The 21569-nt window shown below is 73.7% G+C and carries 19 protein-coding genes and 1 tRNA gene; 13 read left to right on the top strand and 7 right to left on the bottom strand.

Annotation, left to right across the window (positions count from 1 at the left end; translation table 11 throughout):
- Positions 1-323 precede the first annotated feature (323 nt).
- Positions 324-926: an oligoribonuclease gene (gene orn / locus ACGF5T_RS13980; protein ID WP_356603676.1), complete on the top strand. Its 603-nt coding sequence runs from the start codon at positions 324-326 to the stop codon at positions 924-926.
- A gap of 123 nt (positions 927-1049) precedes the next feature.
- A tRNA-His gene (locus ACGF5T_RS13985) sits at positions 1050-1122 on the top strand.
- Positions 1123-1219: 97 nt separating this feature from the next.
- On the opposite strand, the gene ACGF5T_RS13990 is transcribed toward ACGF5T_RS13985, so the two are convergent.
- Positions 1220-2275: a LacI family DNA-binding transcriptional regulator gene (locus ACGF5T_RS13990; RefSeq protein ID WP_356603678.1), complete on the bottom strand. Its 1056-nt coding sequence runs from the start codon at positions 2273-2275 to the stop codon at positions 1220-1222.
- A gap of 364 nt (positions 2276-2639) precedes the next feature.
- On the opposite strand from ACGF5T_RS13990, the gene ACGF5T_RS13995 reads away from it, so the two are divergent.
- The 4 genes from ACGF5T_RS13995 (at position 2640) to ACGF5T_RS14010 (ending at position 7470) form a co-directional block, all read left to right on the top strand.
- On the top strand, positions 2640-3965 hold the full coding sequence (locus ACGF5T_RS13995) for an extracellular solute-binding protein (protein WP_356603680.1): 1326 nt from the start codon (positions 2640-2642) through the stop codon (positions 3963-3965).
- Positions 3966-3970: 5 nt separating this feature from the next.
- The gene (locus tag ACGF5T_RS14000) at positions 3971-4981 is read left to right on the top strand and encodes a sugar ABC transporter permease (protein WP_356603977.1); all 1011 of its coding nucleotides are present in this window, start codon (positions 3971-3973) and stop codon (positions 4979-4981) included.
- Positions 4982-4993: 12 nt separating this feature from the next.
- Positions 4994-5905 carry a carbohydrate ABC transporter permease gene (locus tag ACGF5T_RS14005; RefSeq protein WP_356603682.1) on the top strand — a complete coding sequence of 304 codons (912 nt, stop codon included), beginning with the start codon at positions 4994-4996 and terminating at the stop codon, positions 5903-5905.
- A 125-nt stretch (positions 5906-6030) separates the two neighbouring features.
- On the top strand, positions 6031-7470 hold the full coding sequence (locus ACGF5T_RS14010) for a GH1 family beta-glucosidase (protein ID WP_356603684.1): 1440 nt from the start codon (positions 6031-6033) through the stop codon (positions 7468-7470).
- Positions 7471-7612: 142 nt separating this feature from the next.
- On the opposite strand, the gene ACGF5T_RS14015 is transcribed toward ACGF5T_RS14010, so the two are convergent.
- Positions 7613-9049 (bottom strand): HAMP domain-containing sensor histidine kinase, encoded by a 1437-nt coding sequence (locus tag ACGF5T_RS14015; protein WP_366767278.1) that lies wholly within the window; start codon positions 9047-9049, stop codon positions 7613-7615.
- A complete protein-coding gene (locus ACGF5T_RS14020; RefSeq protein WP_361010875.1) occupies positions 9046-9774 on the bottom strand; it encodes a response regulator transcription factor in 729 nt (242 codons plus the stop codon). The genes ACGF5T_RS14015 and ACGF5T_RS14020 overlap by 4 nt, the downstream gene beginning before the upstream one ends.
- Before the next feature lie 131 nt (positions 9775-9905).
- Between ACGF5T_RS14020 and ACGF5T_RS14025 the strand changes: the two genes are divergently transcribed.
- Positions 9906-10463, top strand: coding sequence for a hypothetical protein (locus ACGF5T_RS14025; protein ID WP_361010878.1), 558 nt, complete (start codon positions 9906-9908; stop codon positions 10461-10463).
- A gap of 1 nt (position 10464) precedes the next feature.
- Here the strand turns inward: ACGF5T_RS14025 and ACGF5T_RS14030 are convergent, their stop codons facing one another.
- Both ACGF5T_RS14030 and ACGF5T_RS14035 read right to left on the bottom strand, forming a co-directional pair.
- Positions 10465-11334 carry a fused MFS/spermidine synthase gene (locus ACGF5T_RS14030; protein ID WP_356603692.1) on the bottom strand — a complete coding sequence of 290 codons (870 nt, stop codon included), beginning with the start codon at positions 11332-11334 and terminating at the stop codon, positions 10465-10467.
- A gap of 43 nt (positions 11335-11377) precedes the next feature.
- On the bottom strand, positions 11378-11776 hold the full coding sequence (locus tag ACGF5T_RS14035; protein WP_366767277.1) for a hypothetical protein: 399 nt from the start codon (positions 11774-11776) through the stop codon (positions 11378-11380).
- Between the two features lie 282 nt (positions 11777-12058).
- Between ACGF5T_RS14035 and ACGF5T_RS14040 the strand changes: the two genes are divergently transcribed.
- Entirely contained in the window at positions 12059-13552 is a 1494-nt protein-coding gene (locus ACGF5T_RS14040) for a hypothetical protein (RefSeq protein WP_366767276.1), read from the top strand.
- 351 nt (positions 13553-13903) lie between these two features.
- Here ACGF5T_RS14040 and ACGF5T_RS14045 read toward each other — a convergent pair whose 3' ends face one another.
- Entirely contained in the window at positions 13904-14500 is a 597-nt protein-coding gene (locus ACGF5T_RS14045) for a histidine phosphatase family protein (RefSeq protein ID WP_366767275.1), read from the bottom strand.
- 195 nt (positions 14501-14695) lie between these two features.
- Between ACGF5T_RS14045 and ACGF5T_RS14050 the strand changes: the two genes are divergently transcribed.
- The 5 genes from ACGF5T_RS14050 to ACGF5T_RS14070 all read left to right on the top strand — a co-directional run bounded on the left by ACGF5T_RS14050 (position 14696) and on the right by ACGF5T_RS14070 (position 20561).
- Positions 14696-15661: a phosphatase PAP2 family protein gene (locus ACGF5T_RS14050; protein ID WP_366767274.1), complete on the top strand. Its 966-nt coding sequence runs from the start codon at positions 14696-14698 to the stop codon at positions 15659-15661.
- Positions 15558-16760, top strand: coding sequence for a hypothetical protein (locus ACGF5T_RS14055; RefSeq protein ID WP_392887913.1), 1203 nt, complete (start codon positions 15558-15560; stop codon positions 16758-16760). Before ACGF5T_RS14050 ends, ACGF5T_RS14055 begins: the two co-directional genes overlap by 104 nt.
- On the top strand, positions 16751-18349 hold the full coding sequence (locus tag ACGF5T_RS14060; protein ID WP_366767273.1) for a hypothetical protein: 1599 nt from the start codon (positions 16751-16753) through the stop codon (positions 18347-18349). Before ACGF5T_RS14055 ends, ACGF5T_RS14060 begins: the two co-directional genes overlap by 10 nt.
- The gene (locus ACGF5T_RS14065) at positions 18346-19707 is read left to right on the top strand and encodes an AAA domain-containing protein (RefSeq protein ID WP_356603704.1); all 1362 of its coding nucleotides are present in this window, start codon (positions 18346-18348) and stop codon (positions 19705-19707) included. The genes ACGF5T_RS14060 and ACGF5T_RS14065 overlap by 4 nt, the downstream gene beginning before the upstream one ends.
- A gap of 305 nt (positions 19708-20012) precedes the next feature.
- On the top strand, positions 20013-20561 hold the full coding sequence (locus tag ACGF5T_RS14070; protein WP_356603706.1) for a MarR family transcriptional regulator: 549 nt from the start codon (positions 20013-20015) through the stop codon (positions 20559-20561).
- Here ACGF5T_RS14070 and ACGF5T_RS14075 read toward each other — a convergent pair.
- Complete coding sequence (locus tag ACGF5T_RS14075; RefSeq protein ID WP_366767272.1) at positions 20540-21568, bottom strand: aromatic ring-hydroxylating dioxygenase subunit alpha; 1029 nt, start codon at positions 21566-21568, stop codon at positions 20540-20542. The genes ACGF5T_RS14070 and ACGF5T_RS14075 overlap by 22 nt on opposite strands.
- Position 21569: the final 1 nt, after the last annotated feature.

Here is a 21569-nt window from a genome sequence, read left to right on the forward strand (position 1 = left end):
CGTCGGGGGCCCGGCCCTTCGGGCACCCGGGCCGTCCGGCATTCCCGGCCCGTCGGGCACCCCGGCTCGTGGGGCACCCCGGCCCATCGGGTGCCCCGCGCATCCGGCACCCCGGCTCGTCGGGCACCCGGCCCGTCCGGCGCCCTCAGTCCTTCGGGTACTCCGCCCGCTCGCGGCGGGATGCGGGGCAGGGGCGCGGGGGCGGTACCCGGGGTGCGGCACAGGGGCGGGACCGGGACTGGGGACCCGGGGCGTCGGCCTCGGCCCAGGCCGACGCCGACGCCGGGGGACCGGACCGCGGGCGCCCGCCGTAGGGTGTCCGCATGAACGATCGCATGGTGTGGATCGACTGCGAGATGACCGGCCTCTCGCTGTCCGACGACGCGCTCATCGAGGTTGCCGCCCTCGTCACCGACTCCGAGCTGAACATCCTCGGCGAGGGTGTCGACATCGTCATCCGTCCGCCGGAGCGGGCGCTGGAGACGATGCCGGAGGTGGTGCGTCAGATGCACACCGCGTCCGGCCTGCTCGCCGAGCTCGACGGCGGCACGACCCTCGCCGACGCCGAGGCGCAGGTCCTCGCGTACGTGCGCGAACACGTGAAGGAACCGGGCAAGGCCCCGCTGTGCGGCAACTCCGTCGGCACCGACCGCGGCTTCCTGCTGCGGGACATGGCCACGCTGGAGAGCTACCTCCACTACCGCATCGTCGACGTCTCCTCGATCAAGGAGCTGGCCCGCCGCTGGTACCCGCGGGCGTACTTCAACAGCCCCGAGAAGAACGGCAACCACCGCGCGCTCGCCGACATCCGCGAGTCCATCGCCGAGCTCCGCTACTACCGCGAGGCCGTCTTCGTCCCGCAGCCGGGCCCCGACTCCGACACCGCGAAGGCGATCGCCGCCAAGCACGTGGTGCGCGCCCCGTAGGAGCACCGGCCCGGCGCGCGGCGGCGCCGGGAAAAGGCTGGCGCGAGCACCCCTTCGGACCCTGTACACTTTTTCTCAGCCGGTCGGGGAAGCCCACCACACGGGATTCCAGCACCGGCCTCGGTGGGTGTAGCTCAGTTGGTAGAGCACCTGGTTGTGGTCCAGGTGGCCGCGGGTTCAAGTCCCGTCACTCACCCTGAAAGATCAGCCGGTGCCCCTCGCAAGAGGGGCACCGGCTGATCGCGTTCCCGGGCCGCCGGGGCCGCGGCGCCGCGCGGCCCCCTCCCCCGCCCTCACGACGACCTGCGCTCCACCAGCTCCGTCGCCAGCACCACCTGATGGCGGTCCAGGCCGCGCGAGGCCGCCGGCCGGCGGTCCGCGATCTCGGTCAGCAGCAGGTCGATCATCGCGCGGCCCATCTCCTCGATGGGCTGCCGCACACTGGTCAGCGGCGGCTCCATGTGGCGGGCGATGGCCGAGTCGTCGTAGCCGACCAGCGCCACGTCGTCCGGGATGCGCCGGCCCGCCTCGCGCAGGACCTGACCCGCGCCGGCCGCGGTGACGTCCGAGGCGGCGAAGACCGCGTCCACGTCGGGGCGGCGGCGCAGCAGCTCCGCCATGGCGCGGCGCCCGCCCTCCTCGGTGAAGTCCCCCGCCTCGATCAGCCCCTCGTCCGGCTCGTGGCCCGCGTCGCGCAGGGCTTCCCGGTAGCCGTCGACGCGCCGCTGGGCGCCGTAGACGTCGAGGCGGCCGGTGATGTGCGCTATGCGGCGACGCCCCCGGGCCAGCAGGTGCTCGACGGCCGAGCGGGCGCCGCCGAAGTTGTCCGAGTCCACCGACGCCAGCGACTCCGCGGCCGAGCGCGGGCCGCTGATCACCGCCGGGATCTCCAGCTGGGACAGCAGGTCGGGCAGCGGGTCGTCGGCGTGCACCGAGACCAGCAGCACCCCGTCCACCCGGTGTGCCGCCAGGTACTGGGCGAGGCGCTGCCGCTCCCGGTCACTGCCCGCGAAGATCAGCAGCAGTTGCATCTCGGTGTCGGCCAGCTCGGAGCCGACACCCTTCAGCATGTCCGAGAAGTACGGTTCCGCGAAGAAGCGCGTCTCCGGCTCGGGCACGACCAGCGCGATCGCGTCCGTGCGGTTGGCGGCCAGCGCACGGGCCGCCGTGTTCGGGACGTAGCCCAGCTCCGCGACCGCCGCCTCGACGGCCGCCCGGGTCGCGTCGCTGACCCGGGGGGAGCCGTTGATCACCCGGGAGACCGTGCCGCGGCCGACGCCCGCCCGTGCCGCCACCTCTTCGAGGGTGGGCCGGCCACCGCTCCGCCCACGCGCTCCGTGGCTTGCCATCGGCTCCGCCTCCCGTCGAGACCCCGCACTCTGCGGCTGGCCTGGAATTTAACAGGCCGGTCGGGTCTAATGACCGGCTCCGGGCCCGTCACCCGTCGCCGGGAGGTGTCCCATCGCCGCTCGCAACGTCCAGTTAACAGGCCGATAACTGAACGCACTTCGTCGCGTCCGTTCCCTTGACACCCCCGCCCGGACCGACGACTCTTCAACACATCACTTGTGGGAGCGCTCCCACACTACCTGGCACATACACATCCCGCACGTTCCCCGCCCGAGCCGCAGCGTCGAACGAACCACATGAAGCAGCGGGTCCAACCCAGGAGTTGGCCGGGGGGTCGGCACGTCAGGGCAACAGGAGGACGCAATGCGAGCAGCACGCACACGAACCGCCCGCAGAGCGGTGGTCATCGCGGCCGTCGCGTCGCTGGGCGCCGGGCTGCTGGCCGGCTGTGCCGACGACGGCAAGGACGAGGACAAGTCTTCCTCGGGCGACAGCAGCGGCAAGACCACCATCACCCTCGGCCTGTTCGGCACCATGGGCTTCAAGGAGGCCGGGCTCTACGAGGAGTACGAGAAGCTCAACCCGGACATCAACATCGAGGAGACGGTCACCGAGCGGAACGAGAACTACTACCCCGCTCTGGTCAACCACCTCACCACCGACAGCGGCCTCCAGGACGTCCAGGCCATCGAGGTCGGCAACATAGCCGAGGTCGTCAACACCCAGGCCGACAAGTTCGTCGACCTGTCCAAGGTCGAGGGCGTGCAGCCCGCCGGCTGGCTGGACTGGAAGTGGAAGCAGGGTGTCACCAAGGACGGCCAGGCGGTCGGCCTGGGCACCGACATCGGCCCGATGGCCATCTGCTACCGCAAGGACCTCTTCGAGAAGGCGGGTCTGCCGACCGACCGGGACGAGGTCAGCGCGCTGTGGGCGGGCGACTGGAAGAAGTTCATCGCGGCCGGTGAGAAGTACAAGAAGGGCGCCGGCAAGGACACCTACTTCATGGACTCGCCCGGCGGCCTGATCAACGCCATCCTCGGCGGTGAAGAGGAGAAGTTCTACGACGCCTCGGGCAAGGTCATCTACAAGGACAACCCCGCCGTCAAGGAGGCCTTCGACCTGACCGCGGAGGCGGCCGAGAAGGACCTGGTCCAGGCGCAGACCCAGTTCCAGCCGTCCTGGGAGCAGACCATCTCCAACAACCTGTTCGCCACCGTGGCCTGCCCGCCGTGGATGATCGGCACCATCAAGGGCAAGTCCCAGCCCGACGCGGCCGGCAAGTGGGACGTGGCCGCGGCACCCACCGCCGGCAACTGGGGCGGCTCCTTCCTGGGCGTGCCCAAGAGCGGCAAGAACGTCGAGGAGGCGCAGAAGTTCGTCGCCTGGCTGACCGCGCCGGAGCAGCAGGCCAAGCTCTTCGCCGTGCAGGGCAGCTTCCCGAGCGCGCCGGCCGCGTACGAGATGCCGCAGGTGAAGAGCGCCAAGAACGAGATGACCGGTGACTCGCCGATCGGCGACATCTTCGCCAAGGCCGCCGAGGCCATCCCGGCCCAGGTGATCGGCCCGAAGGACCAGATCATCCAGCAGGGTCTGACGGACAACGGCGTCATCCTCGTCACCCAGGGCAAGTCGCCCAAGGAGGCCTGGGAGAACGCCACCAAGACCATCGACAACAACCTGGAGAAGTGACCGGAATGACCACCCGGCACGACACCGCCGCGCCCCCCGACAAGGGGGGCGCGGCCCCGGGCCGGCCGCCCGGTGACGCGGCCTCCCCCGAGGAGGCGAGGAAACGGGCCCGGCTCTCCCGCCGCTGGCAGCGGGACCTGCGCTGGAGCCCGTACGCCTTCGTCTCCCCGTTCTTCCTGCTCTTCGCGGCCTTCGGCCTGTTCCCGCTGCTCTACACCGGCTGGGCCTCGCTGCACACGGTGGAGCTGACCGCGCCCACCGACATGAAGTGGGTGGGCCTGGACAACTTCACCAGGATCTTCGACGACGAGTTCTTCTGGAACGCCGCGCAGAACACGCTGACCATCGGCGTCATCTCCACGGTGCCCCAGCTGCTGATGGCGATGGGCCTGGCGCACATCCTCAACTACAAGCTGCGCGGTTCCACGTTCTACCGCGTCGTGATGCTGGCGCCGTACGCGACGTCCATCGCCGCCGCGTCGCTGGTCTTCGTGCTGCTCTTCGGCCGCGACTACGGCATGATCAACTGGGCGCTCGACCTGGTCGGCCTCGACAAGATCGACTGGCAGAGCGACAAGTGGCCGTCCCAGATCGCCGTCTCGTCGATCGTCATCTGGCGCTGGACCGGCTACAACGCGCTGATCTACCTGGCCGCGATGCAGGCGATCCCGCAGGACCTGTACGAGTCGGCGGCGCTGGACGGGGCCAGTAGGTGGCGGCAGTTCATCCACGTCACGTTGCCCCAGCTGCGTCCGACGATCCTCTTCACGGTCGTCGTGTCGACCATCGGCGCCTCGCAGCTGTTCGGCGAGCCGCTGCTGTTCGACGCCAACAAGGGCGCCTCGGGCGGCTCCCAGCACCAGTTCCAGACGCTCGGCCTGTACCTGTACGAGCAGGGCTGGATCAACCAGCACCTGGGCCGCGCCTCCGCGATCGCCTGGACGATGTTCCTGATCCTCATCGTGATCGGGATCGTCAACTACGTCATCTCGCGCCGGTTGCGCGCCAGTAGTTAAGGAGAACCGGCCGTGACGACGACCCTGACGAAACCCCCGGCCGAGCCGGTGCCCGAGCCGCCCAGGCGGGGCCGGCGCCGGTCCAAGTCGGCCCGGGCCGGCGGCCAGATGCACGCCGGTCCGATCGCGTACATCATCCTCGCCCTGTTCACCCTGGGCTCACTGTTCCCGCTGGTGTGGACGGCGATCGCCGCGTCCCGCGACAACCAGCGGCTGGCCCAGACGCCGCCGCCGTTCTGGTTCGGCGGCAACCTCTTCGACAAGATCGAGATCGCCTGGACCGACGCCAACATGGGCGAGGCGATCCTCAACACCACGATCGTCGCGGGGATCTCGGCGGTCACCGTCGTCTTCCTGTCGACGATCGCCGGCTTCGCCTTCGCCAAGCTGAAGTTCCGCGGCCGCAACGCGCTGATGCTGACCGTGGTCGGCACGATGATGATCCCGCCGCAGCTCAGCATCATTCCGCTGTACATGATGGTGGCCGAGCTGGACTGGACCGACCAGCTCCAGGCGGTGATCTTCCCGTCGCTGGTCAGCGCGTTCGGCGTGTTCTTCATGCGGCAGTACCTGCTCCAGGCGCTGCCGGACGAGATCATCGAGGCCGCGCGCGTGGACGGGGCCGGCAGCTGGCGCGTGATCTGGCACGTGGTGTTCCCGGCGGCGCGGCCCGCGATGGCCGTGCTGGGCATGCTGATGTTCGTGCAGGTGTGGAACGACTTCCTGTGGCCGTTCCTGGTGCTGACGCAGAACGGCAACCCGACCGTGCAGGTGGCGGTGGCGGGCCTCGGCCGCGGCTTCACCCCGGACCAGGCACTGATCATGGGTGGCGCGCTGCTCGGCACGCTGCCCCTGCTGCTGGTCTTCGCGATCTTCGGCAAGCAGATCGTGGGCGGCATCATGCAGGGCGCCGTCAAGGGCTGACACCCCACCCCGGGGGCCGGGTCACCGTCGTCCCGGCCCCGTCCCCCCGGCCCCGTCCTCCCCCCTCGTCCTTCCCACCCGTCGGTCTTCCACGACCCGTCACGACCTGCTATGGGAGCGCTTCCATGCTTGAGTCCGCAACGCCGGTGACCCCGGTGACCTTCCCGCCCGCCTTCCTCTGGGGAGCCGCCACCTCGGCGTACCAGATCGAGGGCGCGGTGCGGGAGGACGGCCGTACCCCCTCGATCTGGGACACCTTCAGCCATACGCCAGGGAAGACCGCCGGCGGGGACCACGGTGACATCGCTGTCGACCACTACCACCGCTACCGCGACGACGTGGCCCTGATGGCGGAGCTGGGGCTGGGCGCGTACCGCTTCTCCATCTCCTGGCCGCGGGTGCAGCCGACCGGCCGCGGGCCCGCCGTCCAGCGGGGCCTGGACTTCTACCGCCGCCTGGTGGACGAGCTGCTGGCCGCCGGGATCAAGCCGGCCGTCACCCTCTACCACTGGGACCTGCCGCAGGAGCTGGAGGACGCGGGCGGCTGGCCCGCGCGGGACACGGCGTACCGGTTCGCCGAGTACGCGCAGATCGTCGGCGAGGCGCTCGGCGACCGGGTGGAGCAGTGGATCACGCTCAACGAGCCCTGGTGCGCGGCCTTCCTGGGCTACGCCTCCGGGGTGCACGCGCCCGGCCGGACCGACCCGCTGGCCTCGCTGCGCGCCGCGCACCACCTGAACCTGGCCCACGGCCTGGGCACGGTGGCCCTGCGCTCGGTGATGCCGGCCCGCAACTCGGTGGCGATCAGCCTCAACACCTCCGTCGTCCGGCCGCTGTCGCGGCAGCCCGCGGACCTGGCGGCGGCGCGGAAGATCGACGACCTCTCCGGCGGGATCTTCCACGGCCCGATCCTGCACGGCGCCTATCCGCAGACGCTGCTGGAGGCGACGGCGCCGGTCACCGACTGGTCCTTCGTCGAGGACGGCGACCTGGGCCTGATCCGCCAGCCGATCGACGCGATCTGCCTCAACTACTACACGCCCACCGTGGTGTCGGCCGCCGACGCCGACTCGCGCGCCCCGCGGGCCGACGGCCACGGCGCGAGCGACCACTCGCCGTGGCCCGCCGCCGAGGACGTCGCCTTCCACCAGCCGCCGGGCGAGCGCACGGAGATGGGCTGGAGCGTCGACCCGACCGGTCTGCACGAGCTGATCATGCGCTACAGCCGGGAGGCCCCGGGCCTGCCGCTGTACATCAGCGAGAACGGTGCCGCCTACGACGACAAGCCCGGCGCGGACGGTACGGTGCACGACCCCGAGCGGGTCGCCTACCTCGACGGCCACCTGAGGGCGGTGCGCCGGGCCATCGCCGACGGCGCCGACGTGCGCGGCTACTACCTGTGGTCGCTGCTGGACAACTTCGAGTGGGCCTACGGCTACGAGAAGCGGTTCGGCGCGGTGTACGTCGACTACGCCTCCCAGCAGCGCACCCCGAAGTCGAGCGCCCTCTGGTACGGGCGGGCGGCCCGCACGGGGACGCTGCCGCCGGTGGACGCGACCGAGTAGACCACCGCACCCGAGGGGGGGAGCGGTGGCGGGGCGCGGCATCCGGGGGGTGCCGCGCCCCGCTGTGCGTGCTCCGCGCTCACTCATGGGCGGCGAGGGCCTTCTTCGACAGCCGGCCGAGTCCCCTGTGGCTCGGCGAACCTCACGAGCTGGGTGGCGTCGTCGACCTGAGGGAGGGGATCAGCCGGGGGGTGCGGCGGCGTCGGACGGTGCCCCGGTGCCCGCGCCGGGCCGGCGCCGCCCGTCCGTCCAGCTGTATCCAGATGCGTACTTCGGTGCCGCCGAGCACGGAGGAGCCGATCCGGACGTCGCCGCCCGTGGACTCCGCCAGCCCGCGCACGATGTCCAGGCCGAGGCCGGTCGACCCGTCGTGGCCCGAACCCCGGCCGCGGGCCATCGCCGCCTCGGGGTCGGGTATGCCGGGCCCCGCGTCCGAGACCAGCACGATCACCGCGTCCTCCCCGTTGTGCAGGTCGACGGCGAAGGCCGTGCCCTCGGCGGTGTGCCGGAAGACGTTGCCGAGCAGGGCGTCGAGGGAGGCGGCCAGATCGGCGCGGGCCACGGGGATGCGCACCGGCCGGTCGGCCCCGGCCACGCGCCACTTGCGGCCCTCGTCCTCGGCGAGCGCGGACCAGAACCCCATCCGCTCCCGCACCACCTCGGCCGCGTCGCACCCGGCGCCGGGACCGGCCGCGGCCGTCTGCGGCTTGGCGTCCCGGGCGGTGCGGATGATCGTGTCGACCTCGCGCTCCAGTTGTTCGACGGCGGCCCGGGTCTGCTCGGCGGCCGGACCCTCGCCGAGCGAGGCCGCGTTGAGCCGCAGCACGGTCAGCGGGGTGCGCAGGCGGTGGGAGAGGTCGGCGGCCAGTTCCCGTTCGTTGGCCAGGAGCTGGACGACCTGGTCGGCCATGGAGTTGAAGGCGACCGCCGCGCGCCGCAGTTCGTCCGGCCCCTCCTCCGGCACCCGGGCGCCCAGCTTGCCCTCCCCCAGTTCGTGGGCGCCCTCCACCAGGCGCCGCGCGGGCTGCACCATGCGCACGCCCAGCCGGTCGGCGACCGCCACCGAGCCGACGATCAGGGCGACGCCGACCCCGGCGAGCACGGCCCAGGCCGTCGCGACGCCGTTGGTGACCGCGGACTCCGGGACGTACACCTCGACCACGGCGATCTCACCGGTGCTGAGCGCGACCGGCTGGAGCAGCGCGAAGCCGCCGGACACCTCGGTGGTGGAGGCGCGGCCCATCTCCCGGACGGCGGCGACGTCCTCGTCCCCCACGCGCCTGCGGCCGATCTCGGTGCCGGGCCGTGCTCCGCCGTCCGTGCCGTCGGCCCGCGCACCGGGCGCCGGAAGGTGCACGGCCATCCCGGCGTCGGAGCCGGCGGAGGCGACGACGCGTTCCAACTGGTCGCGGTCGGTGGTGATGGACAGCGCCGGGGCGACGGCGGCGGCCTCCCGCTCGGCGCCCGCGAAGGCCCGGTCCCGGGCCATCTCGCGGATGACGAGGCCGAGCGGGACCGCGAAGGCGACCACGACCATCGCGGTGACCGCCAAGGACACCTTGACCAGGGCCCACCTCATCGGGGCGGCTCCACCGCGGACGGGTCGGCGGGCGGGTCGGCGGGCGGTTCCAGCTTCACGCCGACACCGCGCAGGGTGTGCAGGTAACGGGGCCGGGCCGCGGTCTCGCCGAGCTTGCGCCGCAGCCAGGACAGGTGGACGTCGATGGTCTGGTCGTCGCCGTAGGACTGCTGCCAGACCTCGGCGAGCAGCTCCCTGCGGGGGACGACCACGCCCGGGCGTCCGGCCAGGAAGGCGAGCAGGTCGAACTCGCGGCGGGTCAGGTCGAGCCGGGCGCCGTCCAGTTCGGCCTGGCGGCGCAGCGGGTCGACGGTGAGTCCGCCGACCCGGATGACGGTCGACGGCGCCGCCTCGGCCGGGCCGGACCTGGCCCGGCGCAGGACGGCCGCCATCCGGGCCGACAGGTGCTCCACGGAGAACGGCTTGGTGAGGTAGTCGTCCGCGCCCGCGTTCAACAGCCGTACGACCTCCGCCTCGTCGTCCCGGGCGGTGGCGACGATCACCGGGACGTCGGTGATGCCGCGCAGCATCTTCAGTGCCTCGGAGCCGTCCAGATCGGGCAGTCCGAGGTCCAGGATCACCACGTCGAAGCGGAAATGGGCGACCTCGCGCAGCGCCTCCAGTGCCGTACCCACGCTGCGCACGGTGTGTGCGGCGTCGGTCAGGTGCCGGATGAGCGCCGAGCGTACGAACTGGTCGTCCTCGACCACGAGCACACTTGCCATGGGCGGCACCGTACGCCATGCGGACGGGCCCGGTGCGGGCCTGTGGACAACTCCGGTCCGCACCCTGGTCCTTGCCGTTCCGCCCCGCGCGGGGACGACACGCGTGTGACGCGTGAGGCAGTATGGCCGCGATGCGCAGAGGACTCGTACACGTACTGGCCTGGCTGCTCGCCACGGGCGCGGCGGTCACGCTGTCGTGGTGGGGCGTCCACACGGTGATGGCGGGCACGGCCTACGACGCGCCCCGCGCGCTGCCCATCACGGCGGCCGACGCGTCCGCGGGGGACACCCGTGAGCCGGACGGTGCCGCGGACTCGGTGCCGTCGGTGTCGTCCACCCGGCGGCCGTCGCCGTCGGGCAGCGCCTCGCCCACCCCGAGCGGGACACCGCGCAGGCCGGACCCCGCACCGTCGCGGAAGGCGACGCCCTCCGCCCCCGCCGCGTCCGAGCACGCCCCCACGGCGTCCGGCCGCGTCCGGAGCTACGACACGGACGGCGGCCGCGCGGTCTTCGACCTCGGCACGTCCTCCGCCTCCCTGGTGTCGGCGACGCCGGGCGCCGGCTGGTCGATGCAGGTGTGGAAGACGGAGTCGTGGATCCGGGTGGAGTTCACCTCGGGCGCCGACCGGGTGTCGGTGTTCTGCACCTGGCACGACGGGCCGCCGCGGGTGGAGATCGGGAGCTACTGAGTCACTGGAAGACGGAGGCCGGCGGGGCGGGCGAGGCCACCGCCGCCGCGTCCGTCACGGGTGCGGCCCCGCCGGTGAAGTCGGTCAGCGCACGGCCGTGCTCCACGCGCGCCGGGTGGGGGTCGGAGGCGGCCCGGCGGGTGAGTTCACCGACCGGCAGCGGCTGGTCGGAGGCGACGAGGACCGCGTTGCCGAACCGTCTGCCGCGCAGCACGGCCGGGTCGGCGACGAGCGCGAGCTGCGGGAACCGGGCGGCGGCGGTGGCGATCTGGCCGCGCAGGTGGGCGAGGGGCGGGCCGTCGGCGATGTTGGCGGCGTAGACCCCGCCGGGCGCGAGGACGCGCCGGACCTCGTCGAGGAACTCGGTGGACGTCAGGTGGGCCGGTGTCCTGGCCCCGCTGAACACGTCCGCGAGGACCAGCCCCGCCCAGCCGTCGGGCACCTTCGCCAGCCCGGCGCGGGCGTCGGCGGAGCGCACCCGGATGCGCGCGCCGGGGTCCGGCGGCAGCTCCCGCCGGACCAGCTGGACGAGGCCCGCGTCCCGCTCGACGACCTGCTGGGTGGAGCGGGGGCGGGTGGCGGCCACATAGCGGGCGAGGGTGAAGGCGCCCCCGCCGAGGTGCACGGCCTGGACGGGCTTGCCGGGCGGGGCGGCCAGGTCGATGACGTGGCCGAGGCGGCGCTGGTACTCGAAGGAGAGGTACGCCGGGTCGTCGAGGTCGACGTGCGACTGGGGGGCGCCGTCGATCAGCAGGGTCCAGGCCCTGGGCCGCTCCCGGTCGGGGACCAGCTCGGCGAGCCCGCCGTCGACGTGCTCGGCGACGGTTTCGGCGGCAGCGCGCCCGCGGCGGGCGTTCCTGGACTTTCCCATCGGTCCATTATCGGACCGCCCGCCGACCGCGGGTCGAGGGGGCTCAGCGGCAGCTGTCGGCGGCCTCGATCATCCGGGCCGCCTCGCCCAGCGCGGCCCGCAGCACGGCCGGGTCGGTCGCGAGGTCGGCCTCGCCGGGCGGCACCAGCCAGCCCGAGCCCTCGACGGGGGGCTGGGGGTCCGGGACGAGGCGCAGTCCTCGGCCGTCCGTCTCCGTGCAGGTGCTGCCCGGCACGTCCCAGGCGGCGGCCGTGCCGGAGGGCACCAGGAACCCCAGGGTGTCGCAGCCGTCGTCGTGGATCACCGGCCCCACTCCCTCGCCGGCGCCCCGCCTGAGGATGTCGACCGCCTCCAGACCCTGCCGGGTCGGCACGGTCACGACGGCGCAGGCGTCGCAGGGGGGATCGCTGCTTGGTCTGGTATCCATCCCGGCCTCCACCACGGAACTCCTCCTCGGACGAGCGGGTCGGGAGTCGGGGGTCTCCCGGTCCACAGGGTCCAACGCGTCAGGCCGTCAACGGCTACGGCGGAAGTCAGCCGCAAAGGATGGCAGTTCATGGCAGATCGTGGATGAGATATCCGGTTTGTAGGCAAACACCGCGTAGTCACTCCGTCACAGCAGGTACGTTCTTGCTCGCCGGGCGCGGAGGTGACAAGCGGAGCAATCCGCACAAGTCGTCTTCGCTCCGGCATGGTTCGACGGTTCGCACGAGAGGACCCGGCCATGGCGTCGTCGACGGTGACCTCCGCCCAGCCCGACCGGCCCCCGCGGCCCAACCTTGCCTTCCGGCGGTTGCGCGGGAAGCGCTCGCCGGCCGAGTTCGCGGCGGCGGTGCGCCGGGCCGCGCGCGAGATCGGCGAGCGGGTCAGCTGTGACGCGCGCTACGTCGGCCGGGTCGAGGCGGGTGAGATCCGGTGCCCCAACTACGCGTACGAGCGGGTGTTCCTCCACATGTTCCCCGGCCGCACGCTCACCGACCTGGGGTTCGCGCCCCGTTCGTCGGTCCGCGGGCGCCGGGCGCGCACCGCCGAGGACGCGCTCCCGGCGCACCTCGACGGGTCGCCGCACGCCTCGTGTGAGACACGAGGGGTGGCAGAGCCCTATGAGCTGCATGGGCTGCATGGGCTGCATGGGCTGCATGCATCGTCTGAGCCGTGTGACACGCAGGACCCGTACCACACGCACGACAACAACGAGGAGAGCGACGTGCTGCGTCGCGCATTCATGACGAGCGGTGCCACGGTGGCCGCCGCCTCGCTGGGCCCCCTGGGGCTCGCCCTCGACGCCGCGGCCGCGGGACGCCCCGTGCGCCGGGCGGGGGCGGGCGACGCGGGCGCGCTGGAGGAGGCCGTCCGCCGGATCCGGCTGCTCGACGACCGGCACGGCGCGGACGGTCTCTACCGGCGTGCGACGGCCCCGCTGCGCACCGCCTACGCGCTCCTGGACGCCGGCGCGACCCGGCAGGCGACGGCCGACCGGCTCTACTCGGGCGCCGGGGAACTGGCGATCTCCGTGGGCTGGCTGGCACACGACTCCGGGCGCTTCGACGACGCGCGCTCCCACTACGCCGAGGCCCTCGCCACCGCCCGGGTGACGGGCGACCCGGGGCTGGAGGCGCACGCCTTCTGCAACATGGCGTTCCTCGCCCGTGACGCCGGGCGTCCCCGCGAGGCGGTGCGGGCGGCGCAGGCCGCGCAGCGCGCCGCCCGTCCGCTGGGCTCGGCGCGGCTGATGTCCCTGCTCGCGTTGCGCGAGGCGGGCGGCTGGGCCGGGCTCGCCGACCGGGTCGGCTGCGAACAGGCGCTGGCCCGCGCGCAGGCGTTCTTCGGGCGGGGTGCCTCGGACGCCGACCCCGAGTGGATGAGCTTCTACGGCGAGGCCGAGCTGGAGGGACTGGAGGCCCAGTGCTGGTCCACCCTGGGCGACTGGCCGCGGGCGGCCCGGCACGCGCGCCGGGCCGCCGACTCGCAGGACCCGCACTTCACCCGCAACCTCGCGCTGTACACGGCGGAACTCGCGGACGACCTCGCCCGCGGCGGCCGCCCCGACGAGGCGGCCGGGGCGGGCCTGAGGGTCCTGGACCTGCTGGGCGAGGTCCAGTCGTCCCGCATTCACACGATGCTGGCGGGCACGGCCCGGGTGCTGCTGCCGCACCGGCGGGCGTCGGGGGTCTCGGCCTTCCTGGAACGCCACGCGTCACTGCCACGCACGGCATGACCTTCGTCACCGTGCGGTGCCTCCGACGGTGAGCCGGGGCCCCGAGGGGCTTCGGCAGCGGGGCCCGCGGGAGGGCGTGCCTGTGCGCCGGCGCGTGGCGGGCTGGCGGGCTGGCGGGCTGGCGGGCTGGCGGATGTCCCGCGGTGTCCGCAGTGTCGACGGCGAGGGGTGGCCCCTGGTCCGCGCCCTCCGACCGCCGTCCGGCGCGCGCGGCGACGCGGCAGCACGGCGCAGCGGGCTACGGGCAACGGGCCACGGCCACCGCCACGGACCACGGGCCCACGGCAGCACAGCCGCACGGCGCGCTACGGCAGCGCGGCGCCGCGGCACCGCGGCGCAGCAGCGCTTCCGTCAGCCCGCCAGGTGTCCCAGGTCGTTCCAGCTCTCCAGGGCCGGTTCCCCGTAGGCCCAGCTCAGCACCGACAGCGACGTCGGGTTCAGGCGTATCCGGGCCGCGAAGTCCAGCGGCAGCCCCAGCCACCGCGCCGCGATCGACCGCAGGATGTGCCCGTGGGCGAAGACCAGCACGTCGCGGTCCGCCTCGCGCGCCCAGGCGACGACCTCGTCGGCGCGCGCGGTGACGTCCGCCAGGCTCTCCCCGTCCGGGACACCGTCCCGCCAGATCAGCCAGCCGGGCCGCACGGCCTGGATCTCGGCCGGCGTCATGCCCTCGTACGCCCCGTAGTCCCATTCCATCAGCGTGTCCCAGGGCCGGGCGCGGTCACCGAAGCCGGCGAGTTCGCAGGTCTCGCGCGCGCGGGCGAGGGGACTGGTGCGCACCTCGACGCCGGGCAGGCCGTCGAGCGGCGGCCGGTGCAGCCGCTCGCCGAGCAGCTTGGCTCCGCGTCGGCCCTCCTCCAGCAGCGGCACATCGGTCCTGCCGGTGTGCTTGCCGGACAGCGACCACTCGGTCTGTCCGTGCCGGGCCAGCAGGATGCGCGGTGCCATGAAGGGGCCTTTCCGGGAGGAATGTCATAGGGGACCTCTCCATCATCGCGCACCCCCCGCGCGGGCAACCCGGGGGGCGATCGCGGCGTCTTCCAGGGCCGAGGGCGTCCCGTGAGGCGGGCCCGGCAAGGCCGTAGAGTGGCACGTCCGTGTCGGTCCAGGCGCGCGCGAGAACGAAGGGGGAGGGCGATCGGATTGCCGCACACCAGGACACCGGGCACCGATGCGCCCCCGAGGCCCCGACCCCGCTGGTGGACCGAGCTGCCGCTCATCCTCCTCGTCTACGCCTGCTATTCCGCGGGCCGTCTGATGGTGCGGGGCGACGAGGCGGACGCGGTCGAGCACGGGCTGGCGATCCTGCGCGTGGAGAAGGCCCTCTTCCTGAACGCGGAGCACCCGCTCAACCGGCTCTTCACCCGCGAACCCTGGATAGGGATACCGGCCGACTTCTGGTACGCGTCGCTGCACTACCTGGTCACCCCCCTGATCCTGATATGGATCTTCCGCTCGCGCACGGTCCGCTACCGGGCCGCCCGCACCTGGCTGATGACCTCCACCTTCATCGGCCTCGTCGGCTTCACCCTGCTCCCGACCTGCCCGCCCCGGCTGCTGGAGGCGGGCCACGGCTTCGTCGACACGATGGCGCAGTACAGCACGTACGGCTGGTGGGGCGGCGAGGCGAGCGCGCCGCGCGGACTGGGCGGGATGACCAACCAGTACGCGGCCATGCCGAGCCTGCACGTGGGCTGGTCGCTGTGGTGCGGGGTGATGCTGTGGCGCTACGGCGGCACCCGCGCGACGAAGGTGGCCGGCGTCGTCTACCCGCTGGTGACCACGATCGTGGTGATGGGCACCGCGAACCACTACTTCCTCGACGCGGTCGCGGGCGCGGCCGTGATGGGCACCGGTCTGCTGCTGACGCCGTACGTGCTGCGGACGGCGGAGCGCGTACGGGGCGGCCTGACAGCCCGCTTCACCACCCGTTCCGCACCGGCCGCACCCGCCCCGGACGGCGCGGGTTCCCCGATTGTCAGTGGTGGATGCCAGACTTCCGCGGGTGAGCGATTTCCACGTCAGCGCGAGCCGCGGGTCGGACCGGGAGCCGAGCCGGACCCCTCCCCCTCGGACGCCGGGGACGAGACTCCGGCACCGGCTCGCTGAGCTGCGCGGCCCCGACGTGCCGGCCAAGGCGCTGGACGCGCGGGCCCTGGCCGCCCTCGCCGCCAACCCGGGCTGCCGGCGGCGCGCGATCCTCGACGGCGCCGGAGTGGACAAGGCCTCGCTCGCCGACGCGCTGGGTTCGCCGGCGGTCTTCGGACAGTCGCAGTTCGCGTTCATGCGGGGCAACGCCTTCGAGGCCCGGGTCAAGGCGGACGGCGGCGCCGAGCTGCTGCGCCTGGTGCACGAGCGGCTGGACCGGGGCGCCGAGCCGCCCGCCGGCGCCCATGTGCCCGACCTGTCGGCGACCGGACCCGAGGGCCGAGCGGCCCGCACCGCGCTGGCGCTGCGGGAGGCCACCGGCACACCCGGCACCTGGACGTTGCTCGATCACCCGATGCTCGCCCTGGACGTCGCCGGCTCCCCCGCGTTCCTGGAGCCGGACGCGGTGGTCGTGCATCCGGACGGCAGCTGGAGCGTCGTCGAGATCAAGTCCTTCCCGATGCTGGACGGCTCCGCCGACCCGGCGAAGGTCGGCGCCGCCGCCCGGCAGGCCGCGGTGTACGTGCTGGCGCTGGAGCGGGTCGCCGCCCGGCTGGAACCGGCCCCCCGGGTGCGCCACCGCGTCCTCCTCGTCTGCCCGAAGGACTTCTCCAACCTGCCCGCCTCCTCCGCCGTCGACGTGCGCAAGCAGCGTGCGGTGACCGAGCGCCAGCTGGCGCGGCTGACCCGCATCGAGGACATCGCCGACGCGCTCCCCGACGGCGTCTGCTTCTCCCCCGAGCTGCCGGCCGAGGAGCTGGCGACCGCCGTCGAGGCGGTGCCGGCGACGTACGCGCCCGAGTGCCTGTCCGCCTGCGAGCTGGCCTTCCACTGCCGTGCCCGGTCCCGCGAGGCCGGTGCGGTGACCGCGCTGGGCCGGTCGGTACGGGCCGAGCTGGGCGGCCTGGCGACGGTCGAGGACGTGCTGGCCGCGGCCCGCGGGGAGGCCGGTGATCCGGACGACCCGGCGGTGGCGGCCCTGCGCAGGGCGGCGCGGCTGCGCGCGGAGGCCCTCGCGGCGGCCGGTGCGGGCACGAACGGGGTGCCCGGATGTCGCTGATCACCACGCTCGCCCGGCTGGAGGCCGTGCGCGCGGGCCGCGCCGAGCCCGCCGCCACCGTCCGGCACCGGCATCTGTCCGACCGTCCGCTGGTCTTCGTCCCGCTGACCACCGCCGGTGAGGCCGGTGCCCCGCTCGGCGCGCTGGTCGGCACGGACCGGGACGCGCCGCGGCTGCTGGTCGTGCCGCAGCCCCGCGACCGCGACCTGCGGTTCGCCTTCCTGGCCGAGCTGGCCGACATCGTGCTGCCGCACGTGGAGGCGTACGCCGACAGCGTCGAGCCCGCCGAGCGCACCGAGACCGACCCGGAGACGGGCAAGCGGGTCAAGGTCGAGGTCGACCTGTGCGCCGACGCCGCGCAGCTGATCGTGCCCAGCCGCGCGGGCGTCGACTTCGTACGGCTGCTGGGCCGGTCGATGCGGTTCCGGCGTACGGCGGAGCAGGACCCGGACACCCCGCACCCGGCGCCGCCGAGGGTGCCGCTGCTCGGCCGGTGGCTGACCCACTACGGCGAGCGGGCCCGGGTCCCCGGCTCCTCCCTCCTCCTCGCCGTGACCGACCTGCTGGGCCGGCACTGGGCGACCGGGCAGTCCACGCTGGAGGACCAGCACCTGGGCGCGCTGCTGGCCTGGATCGCGCCGGGCGCGGAGGGGCCGTCCGGTGCGGAGGCCGCGCGGCGGGCCGAGCTGGCCCGCGACGCCGACGGCCAGTTGCTGTGCCCGCCGGCGGGCCCGGCGACCGACCCGGCCTTCGACAACAAGCTCCTCGCCCCCGCCATCGAGCGCTACGACCGGGCCCGTACCGCGCTCGCGGCCGCCGAGGACGGCCTGGAGGCCGACGACCGCCTCGGCGCGCTCACCGCCGCCGAGCGGGAGATCCGCGCCCTGGTCGAGAGCCGTACGCGGCCCACCTGGGACGCGGTGTGGCGGGGACTGGACCTGCTGCGGGCACTGCCCGCCGGCGGGCACGTCGAGGAGCGCTGGACCCGGGATCGCTGGTCGTTCACCTCCCACCGCGACCGCATCCTGGCCGGCGAGCCCCCGCAGCCGCGCCACGACGACGCGGTGACCGCGGCCAACAAGCTCGCCACCCGCGAGCGGGAGCAGGCCCGGCTCGATGCCCAGGAGGCGTTGGACGATCCGCTGGTGATGGCCGGACGGCGGCTGGCCGGGGAGGCGTTCGCCGGGGAGGTCGTCGAGGTCGTGATGGCGTACAGCGAGAGCAAGCGGCCCAGTCCGCGTCCGCTGGTGACGGTCCGCACGGACGACCGGCCGCAGCCGGCCGAGCGGGCCAGGGTGTTCCGGTCGCTGGGCGGCCGGCCGCAGGCGGCGGAGTGCGTCGGGCAGGAGGACGAGGGGGTCCTCGTGCTGCGCCTCGTGGACAAGATGGGCCGCGGCAGGGAGCCCGAGGCCGGTTCGGTGCCCGAGAAGGGGGACCGGGTCTGCTTCACCCTGTTCGAGCACGAGCAGCGGGGCGGGGCGAAGCTGCCCGACCCGGACCGGACCCCGTGGACGCACGGCGGACCGCCCGGTGAGACGGCCGCGGTACCGGAGGCGGCCGACGCCCAGACCGAGGAGGACGTGCTGTGACCGCCGAGGCCCCCGCCGCGCCCGCCGCCCCGGCCTTCGACCCGGGCGCGGAGGCCGCCCGCGCCACCGCCGCGATCCTCCACGACACGTTGCACGGCACCGAGCGCGGTGTCGTCGTCGACTCCCCGCCCGGTGCCGGCAAGTCCACGCTCGTGGTGCGGGCGGCGCTGGAGCTGGCCGAGGCCGGCCGGCCGCTGATGGTCGTGGCGCAGACCAACGCCCAGGTCGACGACCTGGTCCTGCGCCTCGCCGAGAAGAGTCCGGACCTGCCGGTGGGGCGCCTGCACAGCAGTGACGCCGACCCGTACGACAAGGCACTCGACGAGCTGGCGAACGTACGCAAGTCGGCGAAGGCCGCCGATCTCGCCGGACAGGCCGTCGTCCTGTCGACCGCCGCGAAGTGGGCGCACGTCGCGGTGGACGAGCCGTGGCGGCACGCGATCGTCGACGAGGCGTACCAGATGCGCTCCGACGCGCTGCTGGCCGTGGCGGGGCTGTTCGAGCGGGCGCTGTTCGTGGGCGACCCGGGTCAGCTGGACCCGTTCGCGACGGTGGGCAGCGAGCAGTGGGCAGGCCTGGCGTACGACCCGTCGGCCTCCGCCGTGACGACGCTCCTCGCGCACAACCCGTCGCTGCCGCAGCACCGGCTGCCGGTGTCGTGGCGGCTGCCGGCGTCGGCGGCTCCGCTGGTGTCCGACGCCTTCTACCCGTACACGCCGTTCCGCAGCGGTACGGGGCACGGTGACCGGAGTCTGGCCTTCGCGGTGGCGTCGGACGGGTCGGGTCCGGACCGGGTGATCGACGAGGCGGCACGGTCCGGCTGGGGTCTGCTGGAGCTGCCCGCGCGGCACACGCCCCGCACCGACCCGGAGGCGGTGCGGGCGGTGGCGGCGGTGGTCCGGCGGCTCCTCGACCGGGAGGGGGCGGCGACGTCCGAGCGCTCGCCCGATCCGGTGCCGCTGGGCGCGGGCCGCATCGCCGTCGGCACCGCGCACCGCGACCAGGCGGCGGCGGTGCGGGCCGCGCTGGCCGACCTCGGGGTGACCGAGGTGACCGTCGACACGGCCAACCGTCTGCAGGGCCGCGAGTACGACGTCACGGTCGTCCTGCACCCGCTCTCCGGCCGCCCCGACGCCACCGCCTTCCACCTGGAGACGGGCCGCCTGTGCGTCCTGGCCTCCCGGCACCGGCACGCGTGCATCGTGGTCTGCCGGGAGGGGGTGGGCGACCTGCTGGACGACTATCCGTCCACCGAGCCGGTGCAGCTCGGCACCCTGGTGAAGTTCCCGGACGGGTGGGAGGCGAACCACGCGGTGCTGGCCCTCCTGGCGGAGCACCGAGTGGCGTGGCGCCCCTGACGCCCCGGGGCGGCCGAACACCCGGCACGGCAACGTCCACGGCAACGCCCCCGACCGGCCGGACGGAGTCCGGCACGCCGCCGGAGGCGGCCCGAAGACACAGCCCGGACGGGTGGGAGGCGAACCACGCGGAGCCGGCCCTCCTGGCGGAGCACCGAGTGGCGTGGCGCCCCTGACCCACCGGGGCGGGGCGGGGCGGGGCGGGGCGGGGCGGGGCGGGGCTGAACGGGCCCTGGCCGTGTCGGTGTCGGGGTTTCCTTTAGGGCTAAGATTTCAGCACCGAACACGTGCCGCGAGGGGATGACATGGCTCAGGGCAGGGCGGCGAAGCGGCCGGACGCTGTGGCGGGGATCGTCGAGGACTGGGCGCGGGAGCGGCCCGAGCTGGACACGTCGCCGCTGGAGGTGCTGGCCCGGCTGCACCGGTCGTATCTGCAGTACCAGTCGCGGATGACCTCGCGGCTCGACGAGCACGGGCTGTCCGTCGCCGGGTTCGACGTGCTCACCGCGCTGCGCCGGGCGGGCGCCCCCTACCGGCTGACCGCCGGGCAGCTCGCGGACTCCGGGCTGATCTCCTCGGCGGGGGTGACGCTGCGCCTGGACCGGCTGGAGAAGGACGGTCTGCTGGTGCGCGAGCGCGACGCCGCCGACCGGCGCGTGGTGTACTCGCGGCTGACCGAGGCCGGGCTGGCGAAGGTGGACGAGGTGTTCGCCGAGCACCTGGAGAACGAGCGCCGGATGCTCGGCGGGATCTCCCCCGCCGAGCGTCGTCAGTTGAGCCGTCTGCTGTCCAAGCTGGAGCGTTCCATCGTGGACTCCGACGACATCCCCGCTCAGCGCGCCGAGACGGGCTGAGCCTTCGACTGCTGCCCGGCCTGGGCATGGTAGAGGCGGCGCAGACGGACCACGCCGAGGTCGTGCTGGTAGAGGTTCTCCCGCTGGTCGGCGTCGGCGGGCATGCTCTCCAGGATGACGCGGTCCTGCTCCAGGACCTCCCAGTGGCGGGCCTCGATGAGGGTCTTGTAGAGGAAGCGCCAGGTGTCGCGCTGCCAGTCGCTCACCTTGCGGTAGCGCCAGAAGAAGACGCCGGTGCGTCCCGCATCCACCGGGCAGGCCATGCCGACGATGCCGAAGGGGCCGCCGGGCCCGGCCGACGGCGGGTAGGGGATGGACAGGTCCACCCAGTCGACGCCGGTGTGGCACAGCTCGACCCAGTCGAAGTTGACGCCGCGCTGGTCGGTCTTCTCGAAGAAGTAGCCCCGCTCGGTCTCCCGGATGCGGAACTTCGCGGACGTGTCGCCGGCGAACATGGTGTGCGACTCGGAGTGCAGGAACGCGCCGTGCATCGGGTCGAGGAGGTTCTCCATGGCGAACCGCCACGGCACGTCCCACTCGGCGTAGCAGAGGAAGGCGGAGACCTCCTCGTCGGCGAGCGGTTCGGGGAGGGTCAGTTCCACCGGCTCCGGGTGCTCCTCGTCGCCGAAGTAGGCGAGGATCGCGCCGCCGACCTCGCGCACGGGCAGCGAGGTGACGAGGGTCTTGCCCTCCAGGTTGCAGCCGGGCAGGCCGGGCACCGAGGTGACCGTGCCGGTGCCGTCGACCTCGACGCCGTGGTACCAGCAGGCGACGCGGTCGCCCAGGTGCTTGCCGAGGGACAGGGGCGCCCCGCGGTGGGGGCAGCGGTCGGCGAGCATGGAGAGTCCGCCGTCGGCCTTGCGGAAGAGCAGCCAGTCCTCGCCGAGGGCGGTCACCTTGCGCAGGCCGCCGGGCGCGACGAAGTGGGAGGGCACCACGGGGTGCCACTGGTTGCGCAGGCCGTGGGCGTAGATGTGGTCGGCGGTGTCGCGGGTGGAGAGGGTCATG

Source organism: Streptomyces sp. NPDC047853, from assembly GCF_043204535.1.
Lineage (GTDB): Bacteria > Actinomycetota > Actinomycetes > Streptomycetales > Streptomycetaceae > Streptomyces.